Origin of the sequence: Pseudomonas sp. BF-RE-21 (assembly GCF_019947305.1) — a bacterium.
GTDB classification, from domain to species: Bacteria; Pseudomonadota; Gammaproteobacteria; order Pseudomonadales; family Pseudomonadaceae; genus Aquipseudomonas; species Aquipseudomonas migulae.
In genome coordinates this window covers 82,439-103,512 of sequence record NZ_JAGYGF010000013.1, presented here as the reverse complement: position 1 = coordinate 103,512, position 21,074 = coordinate 82,439, and the positions used below count along the sequence as shown (strand labels likewise).

Genomic DNA, 21,074 nt, shown 5'->3' with positions numbered 1-21,074 from the left:
ACCGCATTAATCAAGCAGACAAAAAAAGGCCCGCATCACTGCGGGCCTTTTCTTTTAGTGCCGAGCCTGTCAGCCCCGACGACGCAATGCGTCGATACGCTCTTCCAGCGGCGGGTGGCTCATGAACATGCGGGCGAACCCCTGTTTGATGCCACCGTTGATGCCGAAAGCATTAAGGGTGTCCGGCATGTGCACCGGCAGCCCTTGTTCCGCACGCAGGCGTTGCAGTGCGCCAATCATCGCGTTGGTGCCCGCCAGGCGTGCACCGGCTTCGTCGGCACGGAACTCGCGTTTGCGCGAGAACCACATGACGATGGAGCTGGCCAGAATGCCCAGCACCAGTTCGGCGACGATGGTCGCGATGTAGTAGGCGATGCCCTGGCCTTCTTCGTTCTTGAAGATCACCTTGTCGACAAAGTTGCCGATGATCCGCGCGAAGAACATGACGAAGGTGTTCACCACGCCTTGGATCAGCGCCAGGGTGACCATGTCGCCATTGGCCACGTGACCGATTTCGTGGGCCAGAACGGCTTTCACTTCATCCGGCGAGAATCGCTCGAGCAAGCCCTGGCTGACCGCGACCAGTGCATCGTTCTTGTTCCAGCCAGTGGCGAACGCGTTCGCCTCGTAGGCCGGGAAAATCCCGACTTCCGGCATCTTGATCCCGGCTTCGCGAGACAGTTGCTCGACCGTTTGCAGCAGCCATTGCTCGTGACGTGTGCGCGGCTGGGTGATGATTTGGGTGCTGGTGCTCATCTTCGCCATCCACTTGGAGATGAACAGCGAGAACAGGGAGCCGGCGAAACCAAAGACCGCACAGAAAATCAGCAGCTGATTGAGGTTGAGATCAACCCCATTGGCCGCCATGAACCCGTTGAAGCCGAAAAGGCTCAGGGTGATGCTGGCAATCAGCACGACCGCCAGGTTAGTGGCCAAAAACAGCAGGATGCGCATCATGGTTGTAGAAATCTCCTTTTGCTAAAGATGTAGCGTACTGCGGGGTATATAAGGTGCTGCAACGGGCTATTCAACCGGGTGACTATTTCAAACTGTGTCCTACAGCAACAGTCTAGTCGCTTGCAGGGCATTTCCGACGTGGGCAGGGGAAGTGTTTGTCAGCCGATTCGCGTTGCGGGCCCCGTGATTGTTGGACGCGGTCACAAAGCTTGCTACCGGGCAGCGATTGCAGTGGGGATGTACGGCGAGGCTTAAAGATATGTTGCTGAATTAATCCTCGTGCGACTTTCGTGGAAAAGTCGCACGCGGCCAGAGCGATTACTGGCGATAGGATTTGAGGAAGTTGCCGATTCGTCCGATGGCCATGTCCAGGTCGTCGACACGCGGCAGGGTCACGACGCGGAAGTGGTCCGGCCATGGCCAGTTGAAAGCGGTGCCTTGAACCACCAGCAGCTTTTCCGACAGCAGCAGGTCGAGCACGAATTTTTCGTCGTTGTGGATCGGGCAGACTTTCGGGTCGATGCGCGGGAACGCATACAGCGCGCCCATCGGCTTGACGCAGCTGACACCGGGAATGTCGTTGAGCAATTCCCAGGTACGGTTGCGTTGTTCCAGCAGGCGACCTTGCGGCAGGACCAGATCGTTGATGCTCTGATAACCCCCGAGGGCGGTCTGGATCGCGTGCTGACTCGGAACGTTGGCACACAGGCGCATGTTCGCCAGCATGTCGATGCCTTCAATGTAGCTTTGCGCGTGGTGTTTCGGACCGGAGATAGCAATCCAGCCGGAACGAAAACCCGCCACGCGATAGGACTTGGACAGGCCGTTGAAGGTTAGGCACAGCAGGTCAGGGGCCAGGGAGGCGGTGCAGATGTGCACGGCATCGTCGTACAGGATCTTGTCGTAGATCTCGTCAGAAAACACCACCAGGTTGTGCTGACGGGCCAGTTCCAGCATGCCCAGCAGGACTTCCTTCGAATACACCGCGCCGGTCGGGTTGTTCGGGTTGATGATCACCAGCGCTTTGGTATTGGGGGTGATCTTGGCCTTGATGTCGGCCAGGTCCGGCCACCAGTTGGCCTGCTCGTCGCACAGGTAATGCACCGGGTTACCGCCCGACAGGCTCACGGCAGCGGTCCACAGCGGGTAGTCGGGAGCCGGCACCAACACTTCGTCGCCGTTGTTGAGCAGCGCTTGCATCGACATCACGATCAGCTCGGAAACGCCGTTGCCCAGGTAAATGTCTTCAATGCCGACGCCTTCTACCTGCTTCTGCTGGTAGTACTGCATGACGGCTTTACGCGCGCTGAACAGGCCTTTGGAATCGCTGTAGCCCTGGGCGGTCGGCAGGTTGCGGATCACGTCCTGGAGGATTTCATCCGGCGCTTCGAAACCAAAAGGCGCCGGGTTGCCGATGTTCAGCTTGAGGATGCGATGGCCTTCCTCTTCCAGGCGTTTGGCGTGCTTGAGCACTGGGCCGCGAATGTCGTAGCAGACGTTGGCGAGCTTGTTCGATTTGCTGACCTGCATGGCGATGTGTTCCCGAAAATGAACGATCCAGGCGGTGTATGAACTACCGTACTGGGAATCCTGCGTATTCACACAGGCCTGGCGCCTTGAGAGGCAGCACCCATAAATCCGTTTGAATGCGCGTGGTCTGGCTGCCAGACTGGCGTTTGACGAGGCGCAATCATACGTGCCGCCCGATCCGTGGAAAAGGTACAGATCGGGCTTTTTCAGCTGCTGAGGTGTGATGATGGAAAAGTTGGAAAAAACCCTGGAAGAATGGAAGGCCATGCTCGATCCGGAGCAGTACAACGTTTGCCGCCTCAAGGGCACCGAACGGCCGTTTTCCGGCAAGTACAACGGCACCAAAACCGACGGTATTTACCACTGCATCTGCTGCAATGAGCCGCTGTTCGACTCAAAAACCAAATTTGACTCTGGCTGCGGCTGGCCGAGTTTCTATGCGCCGATCGGCGACAGCGCCATGACTGAAATCCGTGATGTCAGCCACGGCATGATCCGCACCGAAGTGGTCTGCGCCAAATGCGATGCGCATCTGGGGCATGTGTTCCCGGATGGTCCGCCGCCGACCGGCCTGCGGTATTGCATCAACTCGGTGTGCCTGGATCTCGTTCCGCGTTCGTGATGCGGGCCCTTGTAGGAGCGAAGCTTGCTCGCGAAGGCGTCGGGTCAGTCAACATCAGTGTTGAATGTTAAGACGCCTTCGCGAGCAAGCTTCGCTCCTACAGATATTCGGCATCCAATAATTTAAATTGCACACAATTCAATTGCTCGCTATGTTTGCCTCATCTTCTTTCATTCGAGAGTCCGAATCATGAGCGACAACCTGCTGAGCATCCCTTGCACCACCATCAAGGGTGAGAAAAAGACCCTGGCGGATTACGCCGGCAAAGCGGTGCTGGTGGTCAATACCGCGAGCAAATGTGGCTTCACGCCGCAATACAAAGGGCTGGAAGAACTGTGGCAGACCTACAAGGATCAAGGGCTGGTGGTGCTCGGTTTCCCGTGCAACCAGTTCGGCAAGCAGGAGCCGGGCAATGAAGGCGCGATTTCCGAGTTCTGTGAACTGAACTTCGGTGTCAGCTTTCCGCTGTTCAAAAAGATCGACGTTAACGGTGCCGATGCCCACCCACTGTTCGTGCAGCTGAAAAAACGCGCACCGGGTGTTCTGGGTTCTCAGGGCATCAAGTGGAACTTCACCAAATTCCTGATCGGCAAGGACGGCCAACTGGTCAAGCGCTTCGCTCCCGCGACCAAGCCGCAAGACCTCAGCCGCGAGATCGAAGCCCTGCTCAAATGAATACCTTGTCCGTCGATTCCCTGAAGCTCGACAGCCAGCTCTGCTTCAAGCTGTACGCCGCTTCCCGGGCGGTGATCCGCGCTTACAAGCCGATGCTCGATCAGCTCGGCCTGACGTACCCGCAATACCTGGCGATGCTGGTTTTGTGGGAATGGCAGGAGGCGGCGCCGGAGCAGCCGACGGTCAAGGCGTTGGGCGAGCGCCTGGCGCTGGATTCCGGCACGTTGACGCCGCTGCTCAAGCGACTTGAACAACTGCAACTGGTGCAGCGACAGCGTTCAGCGCGGGATGAGCGTGAAGTGCACCTGAGCCTGTCGCCCACGGGCAAGGCGTTGCGCGATCAGGTCGGGCCGCTCAAAGCCCGCCTGTTGTGTGACAGCGGTGTCGATCTGGATCGCTTGAATGATCTGCGCGAGGGGCTTGACCACTTGTTGGGACAAATCAAAGCACTGTCGTAGCGGGCATCCACAGGTCCAGCAGGGCGGCCAGTTCTTCCCGGCGGAAAGGTTTGGCCAGGTAATCGCTCATGCCCGCCGCACGGCAGCGTTCGCGTTCCTCGGACATGGCGTTGGCGGTCAGGGCGACGATGGGCAATTGCGGCCAGCGACCGCTGCGACGGATTTGCCGACTGGCTTCGTAGCCGTCCATCACCGGCATGTTGCAGTCCATCAGCACCAGATCGAATTCGCTTTGCTCCAGTTGATCCAGGGCCTCGCCGCCGTGAGCGGCGACAATCACCTCGCAGCCGAGTTTGCCGAGCATGCCCTTGGCCACCAATTGATTGACCGGATTATCCTCCACCAGCAGCACCCGTCCGCGCCGCTGGGGAGTGAGCGCCTCCAGTCGCGCATCGTTGATGGTGTTGATTTCCGGTTGCAACACTCGCCGCAGTGTCTGGTACAGCGCATTGCGCGCCAGAGGCCGGGCCTGTTGTTGTAACGGCGCCAGGGCGCTCGCCTGTTCGCTGGGCATGAAACTGCCGTAAGCGGTCACCAGCAGAATCGGTGCGGTACAGGTGGGGCGCAGGCGAAACAGGCATTCCGGGCAGTCGGTGATGACCACGTCGGACTTCAGACCAATCATCGCGTCATCGATCGAACGCTGCTGATAGTCGAGCCCCCAACCCGGCAACAGACTCTTCAACAGCTCCGCCAGGCCGCTGCTGGCGGTGGTGATCGCGATCACGTTGCCGTGCAGCGTTGCCGGGGCGAAGGCGCGGGTGTGGCTCGGCAGCGGCAGGTCGGCGCAGAACTGGCTGCCGAAACCGGCTTCCGAGCTGATGGTGAGGCGCCCCTGCATGGCTTCGCAGAGGTTGTAAGTCAGCGCCAGCCCCAGCCCGGTGCCGCCAAACTGTCGGGTAATGCCGGCGCCGGCCTGGGTGAATGGCTGGAAAATCTTGACCTGAGCGTCCTGGGCGATGCCGATGCCAGTGTCGCAGACTTCGATTCTGACGCCGTCTTCGTACGTCGACAGGCGAACATCGACCCGGCCGAAACGGGTGAATTTGAGGGCGTTGGACAACAGGTTGCTGACGATCTGCCGGACCCGGGTCGGGTCACCGAGCACCAGCGCCGGGAATGTCGGTTCGATCAGGCACGTCAGTTCGACGCTTGGCGCCGCGTTTTGCGACAGCAGGTTGGCGGTGTCCTCGATCAGCGAACCGAGGTCGAACGGAATGTGTTCGAGTTCAAGCTGTCCGGCGTCGAATTTCGACAGGTCGAGAATATCGTTGAGCAACTCCACCAGCACTTTGCCCGAGTCATGGGCGATAGACAGTTGTTGCTGTTGCTCGGCATTGAGCGGGCCGTCGAGGGACAGCGCGATCATCCCCAGCAAGCCATTGAGGGGCGTACGGATCTCGTGGCTCATGTTGGCGAGAAATACCGAGCGTGCCTCGGCCATGTCCAGGGCGGTGCTGCGCGCGACTTCCAGTTCCTGGTTGGACTGGCTGAGCCGGCTGTTGATCGCCTTGAGTTCGGCGGTACGCGCCGACACGATGTTTTCCAGTTGCCCGAGGTAATCGGTCAAACGGTTTTCAGCGTTGCGCCGCTGCTGGATTTCAGTGGCAATGTTCTCGAATTGCTGGTTGGCAACTTTGACCAGCACGCCGATCTCATCGTTTTTATGCCCGCTCGGGTACTCCAGCCAGGTCGGTTCGACACTGCGCGGATCGCGGCTGCTGAGTTCGCGGATAACCCGCACCAGCGGTTTGGTCAGCATCACATAGAACAGCGCCAGCAGGATACCGGTCAGGATCAGGCTGCGGGCAAAGCCATTGAGCAGGGTCACTTCGGCCCGACGCAGGAAGCGGTTACCGAAAGAATAGGTGTCGACTTCCAGGCGCAAGGTGCCGAGGGATTCGTTGGGCAAGTGATCCAGATACAGCCGGTCTTCGAACGCTCGGTTGGTACCGAACAGGAAGTCGCTGATCACCCGATAGCTGCTCTGCGATGGCGGGCGCTTGACACTGGCCAGCACCGAGCCGTTGTTGTCGGTGAGTTGCGCAGCGATGATCGCCGGTGAACGCAGCAGGCCCAGGGTCAGTTCCTGGGCGAGTTCGGCGTCGATGTTGTAGGCAATGCGCGAAGCAGGGTTATGGCTGATTTCCAGCAAAGACACTATTTCACGGTTGATGGAGGCGTCTTCACTGGCATAATCGATGCCTATTTGCAGCAGGCTGAGCAGCGTACCCAGAATGAAACCGACCAGCACGGTAAGCCGGGCTTGCTTGTAGGACAGCCGGTTGGTGAACTTGATATCCATGGGGTGTCGAACCACTTCCGTTTCCCTTCGCTGCTCAAGCATAGTCGATCATGCATGGATACCGATGTTCTCGCGAGCCCTTGTGCACGGGATGAACACGTCTGTGAATGCTGTATTTCGTCGCTGTAGCGCCATCATTACTGTGAACGTGCCCGAGGAGAAGACGTGGATTCCCGATTGAATGCTTTTCTTGAACGCGCCGATGCCGTTCTGGCCCGTATCGAACCGCTCTTGCCCGCACCTCGGCAAGCCATCGACTGGACGCATTGCCTGGCCGCACGCTGGCAGAGGGAAGGGCGCAGCGGTTTTCTGCTGCCGCTGCAGGTCAGCCTCGATACGCGATTGTCCGACCTGATCGGTGTTGACCGCCAAGTAGAGCAACTGGGTCGAAACACTCAACAATTCCTCGACGGCATGCCAGCCAACCACGCGTTGCTCTGGGGCTCGCGTGGCACCGGTAAATCGTCGCTGGTGCGCGCGCTGCTGGCCGAACACGCCAAGACCGGTCTGCGACTGATCGAGATCGAACGTGATCACTTGGCCGACTTGCCGCGTGTGGTCGAGCAAATCGCCAAACTGCCCCAACGTTTCGTGCTGTTCTGCGATGACCTGTCGTTCGAAGCGGGCGAGGGCGACTATCGCGTGCTCAAGAGCGTGCTCGACGGTTCTCTCGAACAGGCGCCGGACAACGTTTTGCTGTACGCCACTTCCAACCGTCGCCACCTGGTGCCGGAAAAGGAAAGCGATAACGAAAACTGGAAAAGGGTCGACGGCGAATTGCACCCCAGCGAGGCTGTGGAAGACAAGATCGCGCTGTCGGACCGTTTCGGCCTGTGGTTGTCGTTCTATCCGTTTACGCAGGAACACTTCCTTAATGTGGTCGAGCACTGGATCGGTCAACTGGCCGACAAGGCCGGCCTGAAGTGGCAGCGTGACGAAGAACTGGACATCCTCGCGGTGCGCTGGGCCACCGGCCGAGGCAATCGCAACGGACGTTGCGCCTATCAATTTGCCCGCTATTGGGTCGGGCTCAAGCTGTTGGAGCACAAGGCATGATCGATTTACAACAAAGCGGCCAAGGCCTGGAAGGCTACGGCATGCTGCACGCGCAGCTGGAATCCTTGCTGGCGGACGAGCGTGATTTCATCGCCAACGCCGCACAGTTTTCCGCGTTCCTGTACAACCAGCTCGACGACTTGAACTGGGCCGGTTTCTACCTCAATCGCAATGAAGAGCTGGTGCTGGGTCCGTTCCAGGGGCAGATCGCTTGCGTACGCATCCCGTTCGGTCGTGGCGTGTGCGGGACGGCGGCGGCGACGTTGCAGACTCAGTTGGTCGAAGACGTGCACGCCTTTCCCGGGCACATCGCCTGCGACAGCGCGTCGAACAGCGAACTGGTTGTGCCGCTGGTCAAGGACGGCCGCCTGATCGGCGTGCTGGACCTCGACAGCCCGAAACTGGCGCGCTTCACCGAACATGATCAAGCCGGGATTGAAAAGCTGGCGGCCATCTTCCTGCGCCTGACCGACTGCTGATTACCCCCTCAAGCCTGCCTTGGCCAGCAGGCCTGGCGGGTCTACGGCATCGATCTGTTGCGGATCGAGAAATCGCTCGGCGTATTGCCGGTAGATTTCGGCGTTGATGAACAGCCTGAACAGTTCCGGGTCGATGTGGGCGTCACGGCACATGGTGGCCATGATGCCCAGTGCTTCGCTCAACGGCTTGGCTTTCTTGTAGGGACGATCGGCGGCGGTCAGCGCTTCGAAAATATCGGCAATCGCCATCATCCGCGCCGGCAGGCTCATTTCCTCGCGCTTCAACTGTTTTGGATAACCGGTGCCGTCCATTTTTTCGTGGTGGCCGCCGGCAATTTCCGCGACGTTGTTGAGGTGGCCGGGGAAGGGCAGGTGGCTGAGCATCAGGATCGTCTGCACCATGTGGTGATTGATGATGTAACGCTCCTCGCGCGTCAACGTGCCTCGGGCGATGCTCAGGTTGTAGAGTTCGCCCCGGTTGTACTTGTAGCGGGGCACATCGAGTTTGAAACCCCAGGGATTGTCTTCCGGCATCAGCTCGCCTTCGGCGCGTTCGAACAGGTGCTCCGGTTTGTCCGCCAGCAGCGGCTCGCTGACCGGCAGGGTTGGCGCCGATGTTCGCGCCTGACGCCGGTTCTCTTCCCAGGAAACGCCCAGCCGGTCATCAAGGGTTCGGGTCCAGGTGCGCTGGGCCAGGTTGCGCAGGCGTTGCAAATCGGACTCGGCCATCGCCTCGCCGCCCAGATTGCAGCGGGCAACAAACGCGAAATCATCGTCCAGCGCCGCCAGAGTGGCATCGCGCAGCTCCGCAAGGTGCTGCTCGTCACCGCCCAGGGCAATGGCTTGCCAGTAGCTGATCCAGGCATCGCGCTTTAGTACTTCGAAGCGGGTGCGGATCTCATGGATGCGGTCGTTCAGGGTTTCCAGCTTGGTGGCTTTATCGACCACGTACTCCGGCGTAGTGACCTTGCCGCAGTCATGTAGCCAGGCGGCGATGTGCAGCGCCTCCCACTCGTCCTCGGTCGGTTGATAACTGCTGAAGGCCGGGTCCTGACTCGCCGCGGCAGCCTGGGCGAGCATCAACGTCAGCGCCGGCACTCGCTGGCAATGACCTCCGGTGTAGGGACTTTTTGCGTCAATGGCGCCGGCCAGCAGTTGAATGAACGCGTCCAGCAGTTGCTTCTGTTTGGCTTGCAGGCGCTGACTTTCGATACTCACGGCCGCCGCGCCGGACACAGCCTGAAGGAACGCGATACGGTCCGGACGAAGTTTTTCCAGATCACTTTGATCGCCGCTGTCCGCCAGCAACAGGACCAGCAGGCCCACGGTTTCGTTATGGCGATTGTGCAGGCGGATACCGATCAGATGCACTCGCGGGCATTCCATCGCCAGCAACACTTTCTGCAAATCCCCCACCTGTTCGAAACCGAGGCTGGTGACCACGTTGTCGGCATGCGACAGCTGCTGTAGCCAGGCAGGGCTCTGTGGGTCCTGGAGTTCATGGCTGCGAATGTCGAATGAGGGCAATGCCTGTGAAATGTCGTTGATGACCAGACCGTGAGGTGTCATGCGATCGCCGTCATTTTCCCGCAGATAGATCAGGCCCGCCTGGGCCTGTCCGATTTTCACGGTTTCGAACAACACCCTTTCCAGCAAGGGGGCAAACCGGGTCTCGGCGCTCAGGCTGTCGGTGATCCGGAAAAAACTCGCCAGGGTGTCTTTCATGCGCGCCATCGACACGCTCAGTTGGTCGACTTCGAGTACCGGAGAGCGACGGGAGGCCGGAAATTTGAAATTGAAACTGCGAATCGCATCGGCTTCCTGCACCAGAGCACGCAGGGGGGTGACCAGAATTCTGGAGGTCAACCAGCCCAAGGGCAGGCACAAAAGCAACGTGGCCAGCGTAATCAGCGCGCCCTGCCAACGCATGCGGTAGGCATCGGCGAGCAATTCGTCTTCCGGTACCAGCAGCGCCAGTTGCAGCCCCTGCGGACCACCTTCCTGCATGCTGCTGCGGGCAACGATCCACTGCCGGCCGGCGGCCCTCAGCCGATTGCCTGTTGGCGGGTTGTTCAGCAATGCGCCGAGGCCGGGACTCAGGTCGGCAGCCTTGCTCAAGCGTGCGGTCTGATCGTCGACGATCAGTTTGTTGCTGTCGGGGTATGCGATGGCATTGCCCTGGGCATCGAACAGCACGATTTCGGTATTGGGGGTTACAACGTGCTTGGCCAGCGTCGCGGACAGTTCCGCCAGGGTCAGGTCGGCGCCCATGATGGCGTGCTCGCCGCTGCGCCGGGCGAGGGTGGTGCCGATATTGCGGGTGGAGAAAAAGAGGTAGGGCTCGGTGGTGATCTGATCGCTGTCGCCGCGAGCGCTGGAGTACCAGGCGCGGGTGCGCGGATCGTAGGTGTCGTCGGGGTTGTCGTGACGGCTGAGGAGGTTCAGGTCCTGATCGAAAAACAATGACTGGGAATGCACCGGGCCGCGGTTTTGCTCGATGCTCCAGACTTGATAAACCGCCTTGTCCGGGGCCTTGAGCAGCGCTTTCAGGGTGGCGGTTCGCAAGGGGCGAACCATGAAGAAATCACCGTTGTCGTAGCCCAGATACAGCGAGGCCAGGTCAGGATTGTCCTTGAGCGACTGGCTGAAGGGTTTGAGCAATGCCAGGCGCTGCTCCAGGTCAGGCGCCTGCGCCGCCGGGTTGAACACCAACAGGCTCAACAGATGGCGAATGGGCCCATAGGTGGCGTGCAGGTCCAGGCGGACATCTTGCTCGATGCGCTCGAAGAGCTTCTCACTGCTGGACAGAATGATTTGCGTGGTTTGCCCATAGTTGAAAATGCCCAGCACCACGCCAGTCAGCAGCAACAGGAAGGTGAACATCACGCTGATATGGACGTGCAGGGGAAACCGTCGTTGATCCGGGCGCAGTGGGCTGGTCATTGCGGGGTCTCTCCATGATGTTTAACACACTGCTCAGCGACCAAGCATAGTTAAGGCTCCGTCATTCTGCTTTTGTCGTTTTGTCCAATTTGTTGCTGCAATGCCTGTTCCAGTTCAAGCATGGCGCGCTCCATGGCTTTGCAGCATTGCGCCACTTCTTCTTGATGGAAGACGCCAAGGCAGACCTGCTCAAGCGCCTCGCAGCTGTCCATCAAACGGGTGGCCTGGACAATGCGCGCGGCGCCCTTGATTTTGTGGGCGATGTCGAGAAAAGCCCGCGGGTCTTTTGACCGGGATAATGCCCGCAGCGCTAGCAGGTCCTGGCGGTTACTGCTCTGCAGCTCGGTCAACAATCGCCTGTCCATCACGGGATTGCCACCGGTCAACAGGTGCAGACCTTGCAGGCTGAAGGCGGGATCGCGAACGGGCGGTTTGATGCCGGCCACCCATTCGCTCAACGCGGTCAGCGTCAGTGGCTTGAACAGGCAGTCGTCCATCCCGGCTTGTTTGCAGCGCAGTAGCTCTTCGGGCTGTGCGTTGGCGGTGAAGCCGAGCACGGTGCAGGGCGGTCGTTTCGAATGCTGTTCATGGCGGCGAATGGCGCGGGTCAGCTCGTATCCGTTCATGATCGGCATGTTGGAATCGACAATCACCAGATCGAACAGCCCGTTTTTCCACGCTTCCAGTCCAGCTTCGCCGTCTTCTGCGACGCTGAATCGATGCCCCAGAAACTCCAGTTGCTGACACATCAGCAAGCGATTGGCCGGGTGATCGTCGACCACCAGAACGTTCAAGGGCGTCGTCGTGTGGATGGGCACTTCAGCAGCTTTCGGCACCTGTTCGACGGGGACTGTGGCCAGGTGCAGCGAAACCTGAACCTGCGTACCTACCCCCGGCTGGCTGCTCAAATGCAGGCTGCCGCCCATCATTTCGCACAGGCTTCGGCTGATCACCAGACCCAACCCGGCGCCGCCTCTGCCGGCCTGCCCGTGGTCATTGGCCTGGGCGAAAGGTTCGAACAGGCGTTGCTGATCCTGTTCGCTGATACCGATGCCGCTGTCCTCAACCAGCAACAGCATCCGGATGTGCCCGGGCTCGGTGCCCGGGAGCAACTCAACGGTGATTCTGACCTCGCCTTGCTCGGTGAATTTAATGGCGTTGCTGACCAGATTCGACAGCACCTGCTTGAAACGCATTGGGTCCAGCAGGACACCGACGGGCGGGTTGGCCGGGTTGAACTCAAGTCGCAGATCGAGGTTTTTCTGGCGGGCCAGCCCATCGAAGATCCTTGCAACCGAGCCGATGATTTCAAGCGGATTGACGCGTTGCGGGCTCAGGCTCAAGCGCCCGGATTCGATGCGGGCGATGTCGAGAATGTCCCCGATCAGTGCCAGCAGGTCCTTCGCCGAGTTGTACGCCACGTCGATGGCCGGGCGATCCGGATGGTTGCGATCGATCCGCCTCAGCGTCAGTTCGAGCATGCCGATGACGGCATTCATCGGGGTGCGGATTTCATGGCTCATGGTCGCCAGGAACGTGCTTTTGGCCCGGTTGGCTTCATCGGCGCGATCTTTCGCGCAGCGCAGCTCGTCGAACAGTTGCCGCCGTTCACGCAATTGATCGTTCAACGCACGCTCAGCCGCCTGGCGTTGTTTTATCTGGCGACGCATGTAAGCGTTCCACGCCGCGGAAATCAGCAGCAGCACGCCGGCACCGATAACGATCTGATAGAACAATCGCTGGTAGTTGCGCCAGGTACTTTGCGATGAAGCCGAATAGCCACGCCAGCGGCTGTTGATGATGCCGAGCTCTTCCGGCGCGATGCTCAGCAGCGCCTTGTTGAGGATGGCGTTGAGTTCTTTGGCGTCTTGCCCGGTCGCCAGCGAGAACGCGGCCTGGCGGGTGCCGATGGTGGTGCTGATCTGAAGCGTGTGTTCAAAGAGACGCGATGACATGAAGTAGTTGGCGATCACCAGTGAGTTCACCGCACCTTCCGCTTTGCCTTCGGCGAGCAACTCAACCGCGCTGAACGTGTCTGGCGTCTCTATCAGCTTGATTCGCGGGAACTCCCGACGCAGGTAATCCACCAGTGGATTGCCTTGGGCGATGGTCAGGCGCTTGCCTTGCAGTTGCTCAAGGTTGGTCGGGCTGTCGGCGGCTTTGCGCGTCAGCAACACAAAGGAGTTTTGCAGATAGGGACGGGTGAAGTTCAGGATCGTTTCACGTTCATCGCTGGGGAGCAGGGCGGCGATCACGTCGGCCTGATGATCTTTGATCTGTTTGATCATCTCGTCATCGCTTCGGCTGCGTCGGATATCGAAGCGCAGGCCGGTACGCAATCTGATCAGTTCAAGCAGGTCTGCGGTAACGCCGCGAAAGTTGCCATCGCTGTCGAAAAACGTCAGCGGTGCATAGGCTTCATTGACCACCACGCGCACCACCGGATGTTGCGCGAGCCAGCGTTCTTCGAGGTGGGTGAGCTGCAGTTTCTGGTCGGTGAGCAGAATGTCGCTGCCGGCACTCCAGCGTTCGGCAATGTTTTCCCGCTCGCTGGCGGGGATGGCCATGAGCATCGCGTTGATGATTGCGAGCAGTTCCGGGTTGTCTTTATGCACGGCAAAACTGAATCCGTGGGCCTCGTGTTTGCCGAAGTTGGCCATGCGGATATTGTTCAGGTAACCCTTGTTGATCATGTAGTGGGTCGAGATGGTGTCGCCGAGGAAGACGTCAGCCTGGTCGAAAGCCACGGCATTGATTGCATTCTGATAGGACGGATAAGACGTGATAACGGCTTTGGGATACAGGGCCCGGACTTCCTCCAGCGGCAAATAGTGATACACCATGCTCAACCGCAGACCGGCGAGGCCGTCGGTCAGGGATCGGGTTTCTCCTTCCCGTGTCACCAGAACCGGCTGGTCCACGGCGTAGGGGGTTGAAAGCACGATATCGGCGTTGTGAGCCTCGAAGCCATTGGCGGTGCCGAGCAGATCGACCTCGCCTTTTTCGAGCGCCTTGATCGCAGCCCCTCGGGACGCGAAGCGCTGCACCTTGATCGGCAAACCGATGGCCTTGCCGAGGAGGCCCGCGTAATCGGCGGTGAAACCTTCGTAATCCTGGCCGCTGACGGTCAGGTCGAAAGGTGGGTAGTCCGGCGCTGACGTGCCGAGAATCAGTTGCCGTTTACCGGTGATCCATTGTTGTTGTGCTTGATCCAGTTGGACGTCCAGGTGTCCGGCCGTTGAGCGACTGAGCAGGTTGTAGTGCTCGCTGGCTGGCTGTGCGGCAAGCACCGAAGAGGTCAGGCATGCGGCGGCCATGAGTAGCAGATAATCCTTTATGCGACTGGGCATCCTGTGTCTCACACCAATGCGTTACGTTTTGCCATCTCGATGAGTTCAACCAGGGATTTGGCTCTGAGTTTTTGCATGAGTCTTTTTTTGTAGGTGCTCACAGTCTTGTTGCTGAGAAACATGCCTTTGGCAATTTCCTTGTTGGTGCGGCCCTGGGCAAAAAGTTGCAACACCATCAGCTCTCGGTCGTTGACTGACTTGAACAGTTCCAGTTCTGCACAGCGCACCTCATCGCCGCGAACAGGATTCAGGGCCTGGCTCGGGAAGTAGTTGTAACCGGACAATACTGCTTTGATAGCACTCACCAGTTCACTCAGGTCTTCCTGTTTGCATACATAACCTGAAGCACCGGACTGCATGCAGCGAATACCGAAAAGTGTCGGGCATTGTGCAGTTAATACCAGTGTTTTCAGGGGGGTACTCATCGCGTTGAAGCGGGCGAGAACTTCGAGACCATCCAGTTTCGGAATGCTGATATCGAGAATGACCAGGTCGGGCATGCATTCGCGAACCATCTGCATGGCATCGACCCCATTGTCGGTTTCGCCGACGACTTTGTAGCCTTCGTGCTCCAGCAACATTCGGACGGCGAGACGGATGACGGGGTGATCGTCGACAATAAAAACGGAGTTCATAATCAAATCCCATACGAGCTCTAATAAAGCGCGCACCTTAGCTCAGATAGTTGAGGGGACGCATGAACTGACGGACCTCAAGCAGCAATATAGGAATAATCCTACAAACGAATAGGAAAGGGGCTACGAATCAACTAGGTTTTTAATGAAGATGGCTGGAAGTTGCGTGTGGTCAGTCAGTCTGTTGGGAGTTTTTGTTTGTTGTTTTCAAGTTGTGTATCGAAAAGCAGTTATCGCACTTGTGCTGTTTTTATAATGAGGCCAAGGTCAATAAGTTTCTGAATTCGGATTGTTTCAAGGGTTTGATCAAATAACCAAGTAAGGGTAGCCCCCGCTCGTTGGCTGTTTTCTCAATTTCATCAAGTTCTGTACAACTCAGGCTGCTTAACAGTATGGCCTGCCTGATCATTCCTCGATGACTGGCGAACTGGACAAGATCAAGTCCGGGAAGGTCGGGCAAACATTGATCGCACAATAGAATATCGAACGGTTGCACAGCCCTGAACATTTGCTGCAACGCGCCTTTGGCACTGTCGGTGGTGGTCACTTGAGTGAAGCCGTAACTTTCAAGCAGGTACTGAGTTGCCCTGAGTTGAAAGGGATGATCTTCCACCAGCAGGATGCGCAGGTCGTCTTTGAACATGGAGTTACTCACGCTTCGTCTCTGGGACGCGTGATTATTTCGCGAGTATTCCGAGTAATCGATCAGCTTGCTCGACGTGAGGTGTAGGGCGATTCAGCGAGCGTTGAGTGCACTTGGGCGTTGGGAGGCTGATCAGCCATTTCAGGTGGCGTAATGGCTGATCAACCTGCTCTCGTCAGTGGCTCGAACGTCCGGTCATCTCCAGGGCCATTTCGCTGGCATAGCTGTCGGTCATGCCGGCGATGAAGTCAATCATGCGCAGGAACGACGTGTGCAATGGCCCGTGAGGGTCTGGCGCGTTGTTACCCAGCAAATCGAGGATGCGACGGCTCTTGAACGAAGGCGCCCGCCCGTTGTGCTGTTCCAGGGCTGCGCCGCAGAAGGCGTTGAGCAGGATTTCCAGCGTGGTATAGGCACCGATTTCGTGCAGGGTCTTGCGCTTGTCCTGAAAGATTTTCTTGCGCGCCATGTCCTTGGCATTCAGTACGCAACGCTTGGCCGGACCGTGCATGTGCTCCACCAGATCACCGGGCAGTGTACCGGCCAGCAATGCATCCTGTTGCTCGACAAAAGCGCGGGCGGCGGCGTTGGTCAGGTGTTCGATGGCCTTGCCGCGCAGGATCGCCAGTTTGCGTCGGCGCGAGTCACTCGGGCCGAGCAGGCGATAGGTTTCCGGCAGATCGTCGCCGACCAGGTCCAGCAACAGGGACTCGACTTCAGCGTACTCCAGCAACTCCATTTCCAGACCGTCTTCCAGATCGATCAGCGCGTAGCAGATGTCATCGGCGGCCTCCATCAGATAGACCAGCGGATGGCGGGCCCAGCGCTGCTCTTCGAGTTGCGGCAGGCCGAGTTTATGGGCGATCTGCTCCAGCAGCGGCAACTCACTCTGATAGCAGCCGAATTTGTGCTTCTTGTAACCCAGCGAATCGGCGTGCATGGCCGTCCATGGGTATTTCAGGTAAGTGCCCAGCGTGGCGTAGGTCAGCCGGGTACCGCCATCGAACTGATGGTACTCAAGTTGGGTGAGCACCCGGAAACCTTGGGCGTTGCCTTCGAAGTTGAGGAAGTCATTACGTTCGGCTTCGCTCATTGCATCCAGCCAGCCGCGGCCGGCAGCCTGTTGGAACCAGTGACGGATCGCGTCTTCGCCGGAGTGGCCGAAGGGCGGGTTGCCGATGTCGTGGGCCAGGCAAGCGGATTGCACCACCATGCCCAGATCACTGGGTTCGCACCAGTCGGGCAGGGCGCTGCGGATGGTTTCACCGACACGCATGCCCAGCGAGCGGCCGACGCAACTGACTTCCAGCGAGTGGGTCAGGCGCGTGTGGATGTGATCGTTGCTGGTGACCGGATGCACCTGGGTCTTGCGTCCGAGGCGGCGAAACGCTCCCGAGAAAATGATGCGGTCGTGGTCTTTGTGGAAAGGGCTGCGGCCGAGTTCTTCCGGGCTGTGCAGCGGCTTTCCGAGGCGTTCGCGGGTAAGCAGGGTTTGCCAATCCAAGGCTGATTCTCTCCGTCAGGTGACTGATGCCTTAAGCTTCCCGGTTCGCGTCAGGACCTGCAAGCGGAACTACAGCCCCGCAGCGTCGATGTCGATGAGCAGCAGTCGCTCGCCGTTGGCGAAAAATTGCCCGGCGGTGAGGCAGTACTGGTTGCTGGTGGCGTCGCGGTAAGTGTTGGAAAGCGTCAGTCGGCGCTCATCCCAACCCTCCGCCAGCAAATGATAAAAGTACGGACGCCATGACCAGTTATGGCCCAGGTAGCGATCGTCGGCTTCCCAGCCGCTGTTGCGCCATTCGAGGTTGGGCGTCAGTTGGGTGCCGTGGCGGTCGCATTGATAGAAACGCAAGAGCCAGGGAAAGGCGTCCAATTGTGGCAATGCGCTCAGCGGTGCGCTGGCCTGGGCCCAGGCTTGCAGAATCGCCATCAGCTCGCAAAGTTGCTGGCGCATGCTCATCAGGCGACCGCGCTCAGTCAGTTTTTGCTGTACATAGCGCTGACGCAGCTGGGCGAAGCGCTCGACGAAGGCGTCGGTGGCGAAGAAGTCAGCCTGCGCACGGGCGAACAGAAAACCCTGCACATAGCGCGATCCGCACTCCAGGGCAAAATTCAATTGAGCCTCGGTTTCCACCCCTTCGGCAATGATCCAGCACCCGGTTTTCTCCGCCATTTGCGCCAGGGCCTTGACCACGTCGCTGCTGGGGCCGCCCAACGCCGCGGCCTGGAACAGTCGCATGTCGAGCTTGAGAATGTCCGGTTGCAGGGCCAGCACGCGATCAAGCTGTGAGTAACCGGCACCGAAATCATCGATGGCGATTCGCGCACCGGCGTGCCGGTATCGCGCCACCACGTCAGCCAGACGCTGGATGTCACCGCCCAGTTCAGTGATCTCGAACACGATTCGCTGCGGGTCGACGCCGTGCCGGCTCAATTGCTTGAGGCTCGGCAGTGCCTGGTCCGCGCGCAAGCGACTGATCCAGCGCGGTGACATGTTCAGGCTGAGAAACCACTCCGGGGGCGCTTCATGCAAACGGCTCAGGGCGTTATCGCGGATCTGGCGGTCCAGGCGACGCAGGGCGATGGCGGGTGTTCTCGGGTCGGCGAACAGTGGACCCACCGAGGCCAATTGACCGTCGGCCTGACGCAGTCGGCCCAGTGCTTCGACGCCGGCGATACGGCCGGTGGCGGTATCGATGAACGGCTGAAAGCAGGCGAGCGGTTGCCCGTCGATCACGAGGCCTCCTTAGTAAGGTCTTGTTTTTGGATTAAACCTGATGCCGGGTAGGCGCGCAGGTTTGAACCCCTCGATAAAGAGGTTCATCCCGGAGATGTTGCAAGAATGCAGCCAGCTAGTGGCTTCAGTGTTTGGGCGAGTTGCCTTGCAGGATCAGCTTGATCAGCGGCCCCAGCGTGGTGCCTAGCCGAACCAGTCGAGTCAGGGTGCTGACGCCACCGCTCTTGGCGCCCTTGCCGGTCAAAAAGCCCAGCAGGGTCACGGCCGCTACGCCCCAGAGCGGGGCGTGCTTGATGCCGAAGCCGTCTTGCAGGTTTTGTGTCATCCCGCGCACACGTTGCAAGGGTTGCAGCAGTTGCGCGGATTCGTGACGGATTTCCTGGCGATGCATCTCCATGCGCAGACGGATCAGCGCCTTGCGCATTTCCGTGCGCGAGCTGTTGTGAGGCAGTTCAGGCAGGCTCATGGCAGCAGGCGCTCCCGATCGTTGGCCAGTTCTTCCAGGGTGCCATTGAAGGGCGAGGATTCATCGAAAATCGCTGCTCTCAAGCGCATCGCGCAGAAGATGGCCGCGAGGGTGTAGAACACGCAGAGCCCGATGATGGCGGGCAGGCGATAGGTGTCCCAAAACAGGATCAACACCAGCGTCGACAACCCCACCAGCAACAGCAAGGCAAACACCAGCGCCAGGCCTGCGAACAGCAACAGGCTGACGGTGCGGGCTTTTTGTTCCTGCAATTCGATGCCGAACAGTTCGACATGGCTGTGCAGCAGTCCAAGGAAAGCGGCACCCAGGCGCCGCGATGAGGAGCTTGGGCCCGTCTCGGACGAGCCGGATTCACCGATCGCCATAATCAGCGCCGTGTTGCCAGCAGACCGATCAGGAAACCCACGCCGGCCGCGATCCCGACCGATTGCCATGGGTTGGCCTGAACATAGTCTTCAGTGGCGGTGACGGCGGCCTTGCCGCGTTCGCGCAGGGAGTCTTCAGTCAGTTTCAAGGTTTCGCGTGCACGCAGCAGGCTGTCGTGGATCTGTTCGCGCAACTCATCCGCCTGATCACCGGCCAATGTGGCGGTGTGTTCCAGCAACCGCTCGGTGTCGCTGACCAGGGTCTGGAAGTCGTTCATCAGGATTTCTTGAGCAGTCTTTGCCTTGATGCTGGCCATTGGTGATCTCCGTAAGTGGCTTCTGTTGCGTTCGAGTATGAGCCTTGCGCGAAGGTTCAGTACAAATGACTGGTACAACTTTTGCTATGTCGTGGTGCGTCAGCCCGCGTGTTTGCGCTGTTGCTGGGCAAGAATCGAGCAAAACCTTATCTCAAATAATGAAACCTCGCGCAAAGGTTCCAACCTTGTGCGCCAAAGTGACTCATCGGGATCAATGGACTGATCCGGCGAAGTTGCAACTTGGTGCATGAATTGTCTGCGCGAACTGCTTTGGTGCTTTTTTAGCCTTCAGGTCTGCCAACTCCATGGAAAATCTGCAAAGCGCTGTGGACAGTCTGGTCCATAGCTCCAACACGTTGTTCATTCTGATCGGTGCAGTCATGGTCTTGGCCATGCACGCCGGTTTTGCCTTTCTCGAAGTCGGCACGGTTCGACAGAAGAATCAGGTTAACGCCTTGTCGAAGATCCTCAGCGACTTCGCCATTTCGACCCTTGCCTACTTCTTTATAGGCTATTGGATTTCCTACGGGGTCACCTTCATGCAACCGGCGGCGGTGATCAATGCCGATCATGGCTATGGCCTGGTGAAGTTTTTCTTTCTGCTGACGTTCGCCGCAGCCATACCGGCAATCATTTCCGGCGGCATCGCCGAGCGCGCCCGGTTCGTTCCGCAGTTGTGTGCGACGGCGTTGATCGTGGCGTTCATCTATCCCTTTTTCGAAGGCATGATCTGGAACGGCAACTTTGGCTTGCAGGCCTGGTTGCTGGCGCGCTTTGGTGCCAGCTTCCATGATTTCGCCGGTTCGGTGGTAGTCCATGCCATGGGCGGCTGGCTGGCGCTGGCAGCGGTGTTGTTGCTCGGGCCGAGGCAAGGTCGCTATCGCGAGGGACGCCTGGTGGCGTTCGCACCGTCGAGCATTCCCTTCCTGGCCCTGGGCTCGTGGATTCTCATTGTGGGCTGGTTCGGTTTTAACGTGATGAGTGCGCAAACCCTGCAGGGTGTCAGCGGGTTGGTCGCGGTGAACTCGCTGATGGCCATGGTGGGCGGCACCGTGGCAGCGCTGATCGTCGGGCGCAATGACCCGGGCTTTCTGCATAACGGCCCGCTGGCCGGGCTGGTGGCGATCTGCGCCGGTTCCGATCTGATGCACCCGGTCGGCGCGCTCGTGACCGGCGCCATCGCCGGGGCGCTGTTTGTCTGGTGCTTTACCGCTGCGCAAGGCAAATGGCACATCGATGACGTATTGGGTGTCTGGCCGTTGCACGGTCTGTGCGGTGTCTGGGGCGGGATCGCCTGTGGCATTTTCGGTCAGAGCGCACTGGGTGGCCTGGGTGGGGTGAGCCTGGTCAGTCAGTTGATCGGAACCTCCCTCGGGGTGGTCGTGGCGCTGGCCGGCGGCTTTACCGTGTATGGCGTGATCAAGGCGTTCCATGGCCTGCGCCTGAGTCAGGAAGAAGAGTATTACGGCGCGGACCTGTCGGTGCACAAGATCGGCGCCGTGAGCCAGGACTGAG

General features: G+C 59.1%; 18 protein-coding genes. 6 read left to right on the top strand and 12 right to left on the bottom strand.

Features of this window, described 5'->3' with window-relative positions; all coding sequences use genetic code 11:
* Positions 1-69 precede the first annotated feature (69 nt).
* Both htpX and KGB25_RS12105 read right to left on the bottom strand, forming a co-directional pair.
* Positions 70-957, bottom strand: a complete 888-nt coding sequence (gene htpX / locus KGB25_RS12110) for a protease HtpX (protein ID WP_008044359.1) — start codon at positions 955-957, stop codon at positions 70-72.
* 318 nt (positions 958-1,275) lie between these two features.
* Positions 1,276-2,487, bottom strand: a complete 1,212-nt coding sequence (locus KGB25_RS12105) for a pyridoxal phosphate-dependent aminotransferase (protein ID WP_008030363.1) — start codon at positions 2,485-2,487, stop codon at positions 1,276-1,278.
* A gap of 226 nt (positions 2,488-2,713) precedes the next feature.
* Between KGB25_RS12105 and msrB the strand changes: the two genes are divergently transcribed.
* The 3 genes from msrB (at position 2,714) to KGB25_RS12090 (ending at position 4,242) form a co-directional block, all read left to right on the top strand.
* Positions 2,714-3,109: a peptide-methionine (R)-S-oxide reductase MsrB gene (gene msrB, locus KGB25_RS12100; protein WP_207285752.1), complete on the top strand. Its 396-nt coding sequence runs from the start codon at positions 2,714-2,716 to the stop codon at positions 3,107-3,109.
* Positions 3,110-3,298: 189 nt separating this feature from the next.
* Positions 3,299-3,784, top strand: coding sequence for a glutathione peroxidase (locus KGB25_RS12095; protein WP_008030357.1), 486 nt, complete (start codon positions 3,299-3,301; stop codon positions 3,782-3,784).
* Positions 3,781-4,242, top strand: coding sequence for a MarR family winged helix-turn-helix transcriptional regulator (locus KGB25_RS12090; protein ID WP_008030355.1), 462 nt, complete (start codon positions 3,781-3,783; stop codon positions 4,240-4,242). The genes KGB25_RS12095 and KGB25_RS12090 overlap by 4 nt, the downstream gene beginning before the upstream one ends.
* Here KGB25_RS12090 and KGB25_RS12085 read toward each other — a convergent pair.
* Positions 4,226-6,547 carry a response regulator gene (locus KGB25_RS12085; protein WP_317850744.1) on the bottom strand — a complete coding sequence of 774 codons (2,322 nt, stop codon included), beginning with the start codon at positions 6,545-6,547 and terminating at the stop codon, positions 4,226-4,228. The two genes, KGB25_RS12090 and KGB25_RS12085, sit on opposite strands and share 17 nt — an antisense overlap.
* Before the next feature lie 165 nt (positions 6,548-6,712).
* On the opposite strand from KGB25_RS12085, the gene KGB25_RS12080 reads away from it, so the two are divergent.
* The gene (locus KGB25_RS12080) at positions 6,713-7,603 is read left to right on the top strand and encodes an ATP-binding protein (protein WP_008030353.1); all 891 of its coding nucleotides are present in this window, start codon (positions 6,713-6,715) and stop codon (positions 7,601-7,603) included.
* Positions 7,600-8,082 carry a GAF domain-containing protein gene (locus KGB25_RS12075; protein ID WP_008030351.1) on the top strand — a complete coding sequence of 161 codons (483 nt, stop codon included), beginning with the start codon at positions 7,600-7,602 and terminating at the stop codon, positions 8,080-8,082. The genes KGB25_RS12080 and KGB25_RS12075 overlap by 4 nt, the downstream gene beginning before the upstream one ends.
* On the opposite strand, the gene KGB25_RS12070 is transcribed toward KGB25_RS12075, so the two are convergent.
* The 9 genes from KGB25_RS12070 to KGB25_RS12030 all read right to left on the bottom strand — a co-directional run bounded on the left by KGB25_RS12070 (position 8,083) and on the right by KGB25_RS12030 (position 19,559).
* Entirely contained in the window at positions 8,083-11,025 is a 2,943-nt protein-coding gene (locus KGB25_RS12070) for an HD domain-containing phosphohydrolase (RefSeq protein ID WP_223435044.1), read from the bottom strand.
* A 50-nt stretch (positions 11,026-11,075) separates the two neighbouring features.
* Complete coding sequence (locus tag KGB25_RS12065) at positions 11,076-14,375, bottom strand: transporter substrate-binding domain-containing protein (RefSeq protein ID WP_223435043.1); 3,300 nt, start codon at positions 14,373-14,375, stop codon at positions 11,076-11,078.
* Between the two features lie 8 nt (positions 14,376-14,383).
* A complete protein-coding gene (locus KGB25_RS12060) occupies positions 14,384-15,010 on the bottom strand; it encodes a response regulator transcription factor (protein ID WP_008030344.1) in 627 nt (208 codons plus the stop codon).
* A gap of 250 nt (positions 15,011-15,260) precedes the next feature.
* Positions 15,261-15,653 carry a response regulator gene (locus tag KGB25_RS12055; RefSeq protein ID WP_008044369.1) on the bottom strand — a complete coding sequence of 131 codons (393 nt, stop codon included), beginning with the start codon at positions 15,651-15,653 and terminating at the stop codon, positions 15,261-15,263.
* Between the two features lie 175 nt (positions 15,654-15,828).
* Entirely contained in the window at positions 15,829-17,157 is a 1,329-nt protein-coding gene (locus KGB25_RS12050) for a deoxyguanosinetriphosphate triphosphohydrolase (protein WP_008044371.1), read from the bottom strand.
* Between the two features lie 69 nt (positions 17,158-17,226).
* On the bottom strand, positions 17,227-18,390 hold the full coding sequence (locus KGB25_RS12045) for an EAL domain-containing protein (RefSeq protein ID WP_008044374.1): 1,164 nt from the start codon (positions 18,388-18,390) through the stop codon (positions 17,227-17,229).
* A 124-nt stretch (positions 18,391-18,514) separates the two neighbouring features.
* On the bottom strand, positions 18,515-18,856 hold the full coding sequence (locus KGB25_RS12040; RefSeq protein WP_223435042.1) for a hypothetical protein: 342 nt from the start codon (positions 18,854-18,856) through the stop codon (positions 18,515-18,517).
* Positions 18,853-19,242 carry a phage holin family protein gene (locus tag KGB25_RS12035; RefSeq protein WP_223415847.1) on the bottom strand — a complete coding sequence of 130 codons (390 nt, stop codon included), beginning with the start codon at positions 19,240-19,242 and terminating at the stop codon, positions 18,853-18,855. Before KGB25_RS12035 ends, KGB25_RS12040 begins: the two co-directional genes overlap by 4 nt.
* A gap of 2 nt (positions 19,243-19,244) precedes the next feature.
* Positions 19,245-19,559 carry a YqjD family protein gene (locus tag KGB25_RS12030; RefSeq protein ID WP_008030332.1) on the bottom strand — a complete coding sequence of 105 codons (315 nt, stop codon included), beginning with the start codon at positions 19,557-19,559 and terminating at the stop codon, positions 19,245-19,247.
* Positions 19,560-19,864: 305 nt separating this feature from the next.
* Between KGB25_RS12030 and KGB25_RS12025 the strand changes: the two genes are divergently transcribed.
* Positions 19,865-21,073: an ammonium transporter gene (locus KGB25_RS12025; protein WP_192227862.1), complete on the top strand. Its 1,209-nt coding sequence runs from the start codon at positions 19,865-19,867 to the stop codon at positions 21,071-21,073.
* Position 21,074 lies beyond the last annotated feature (1 nt).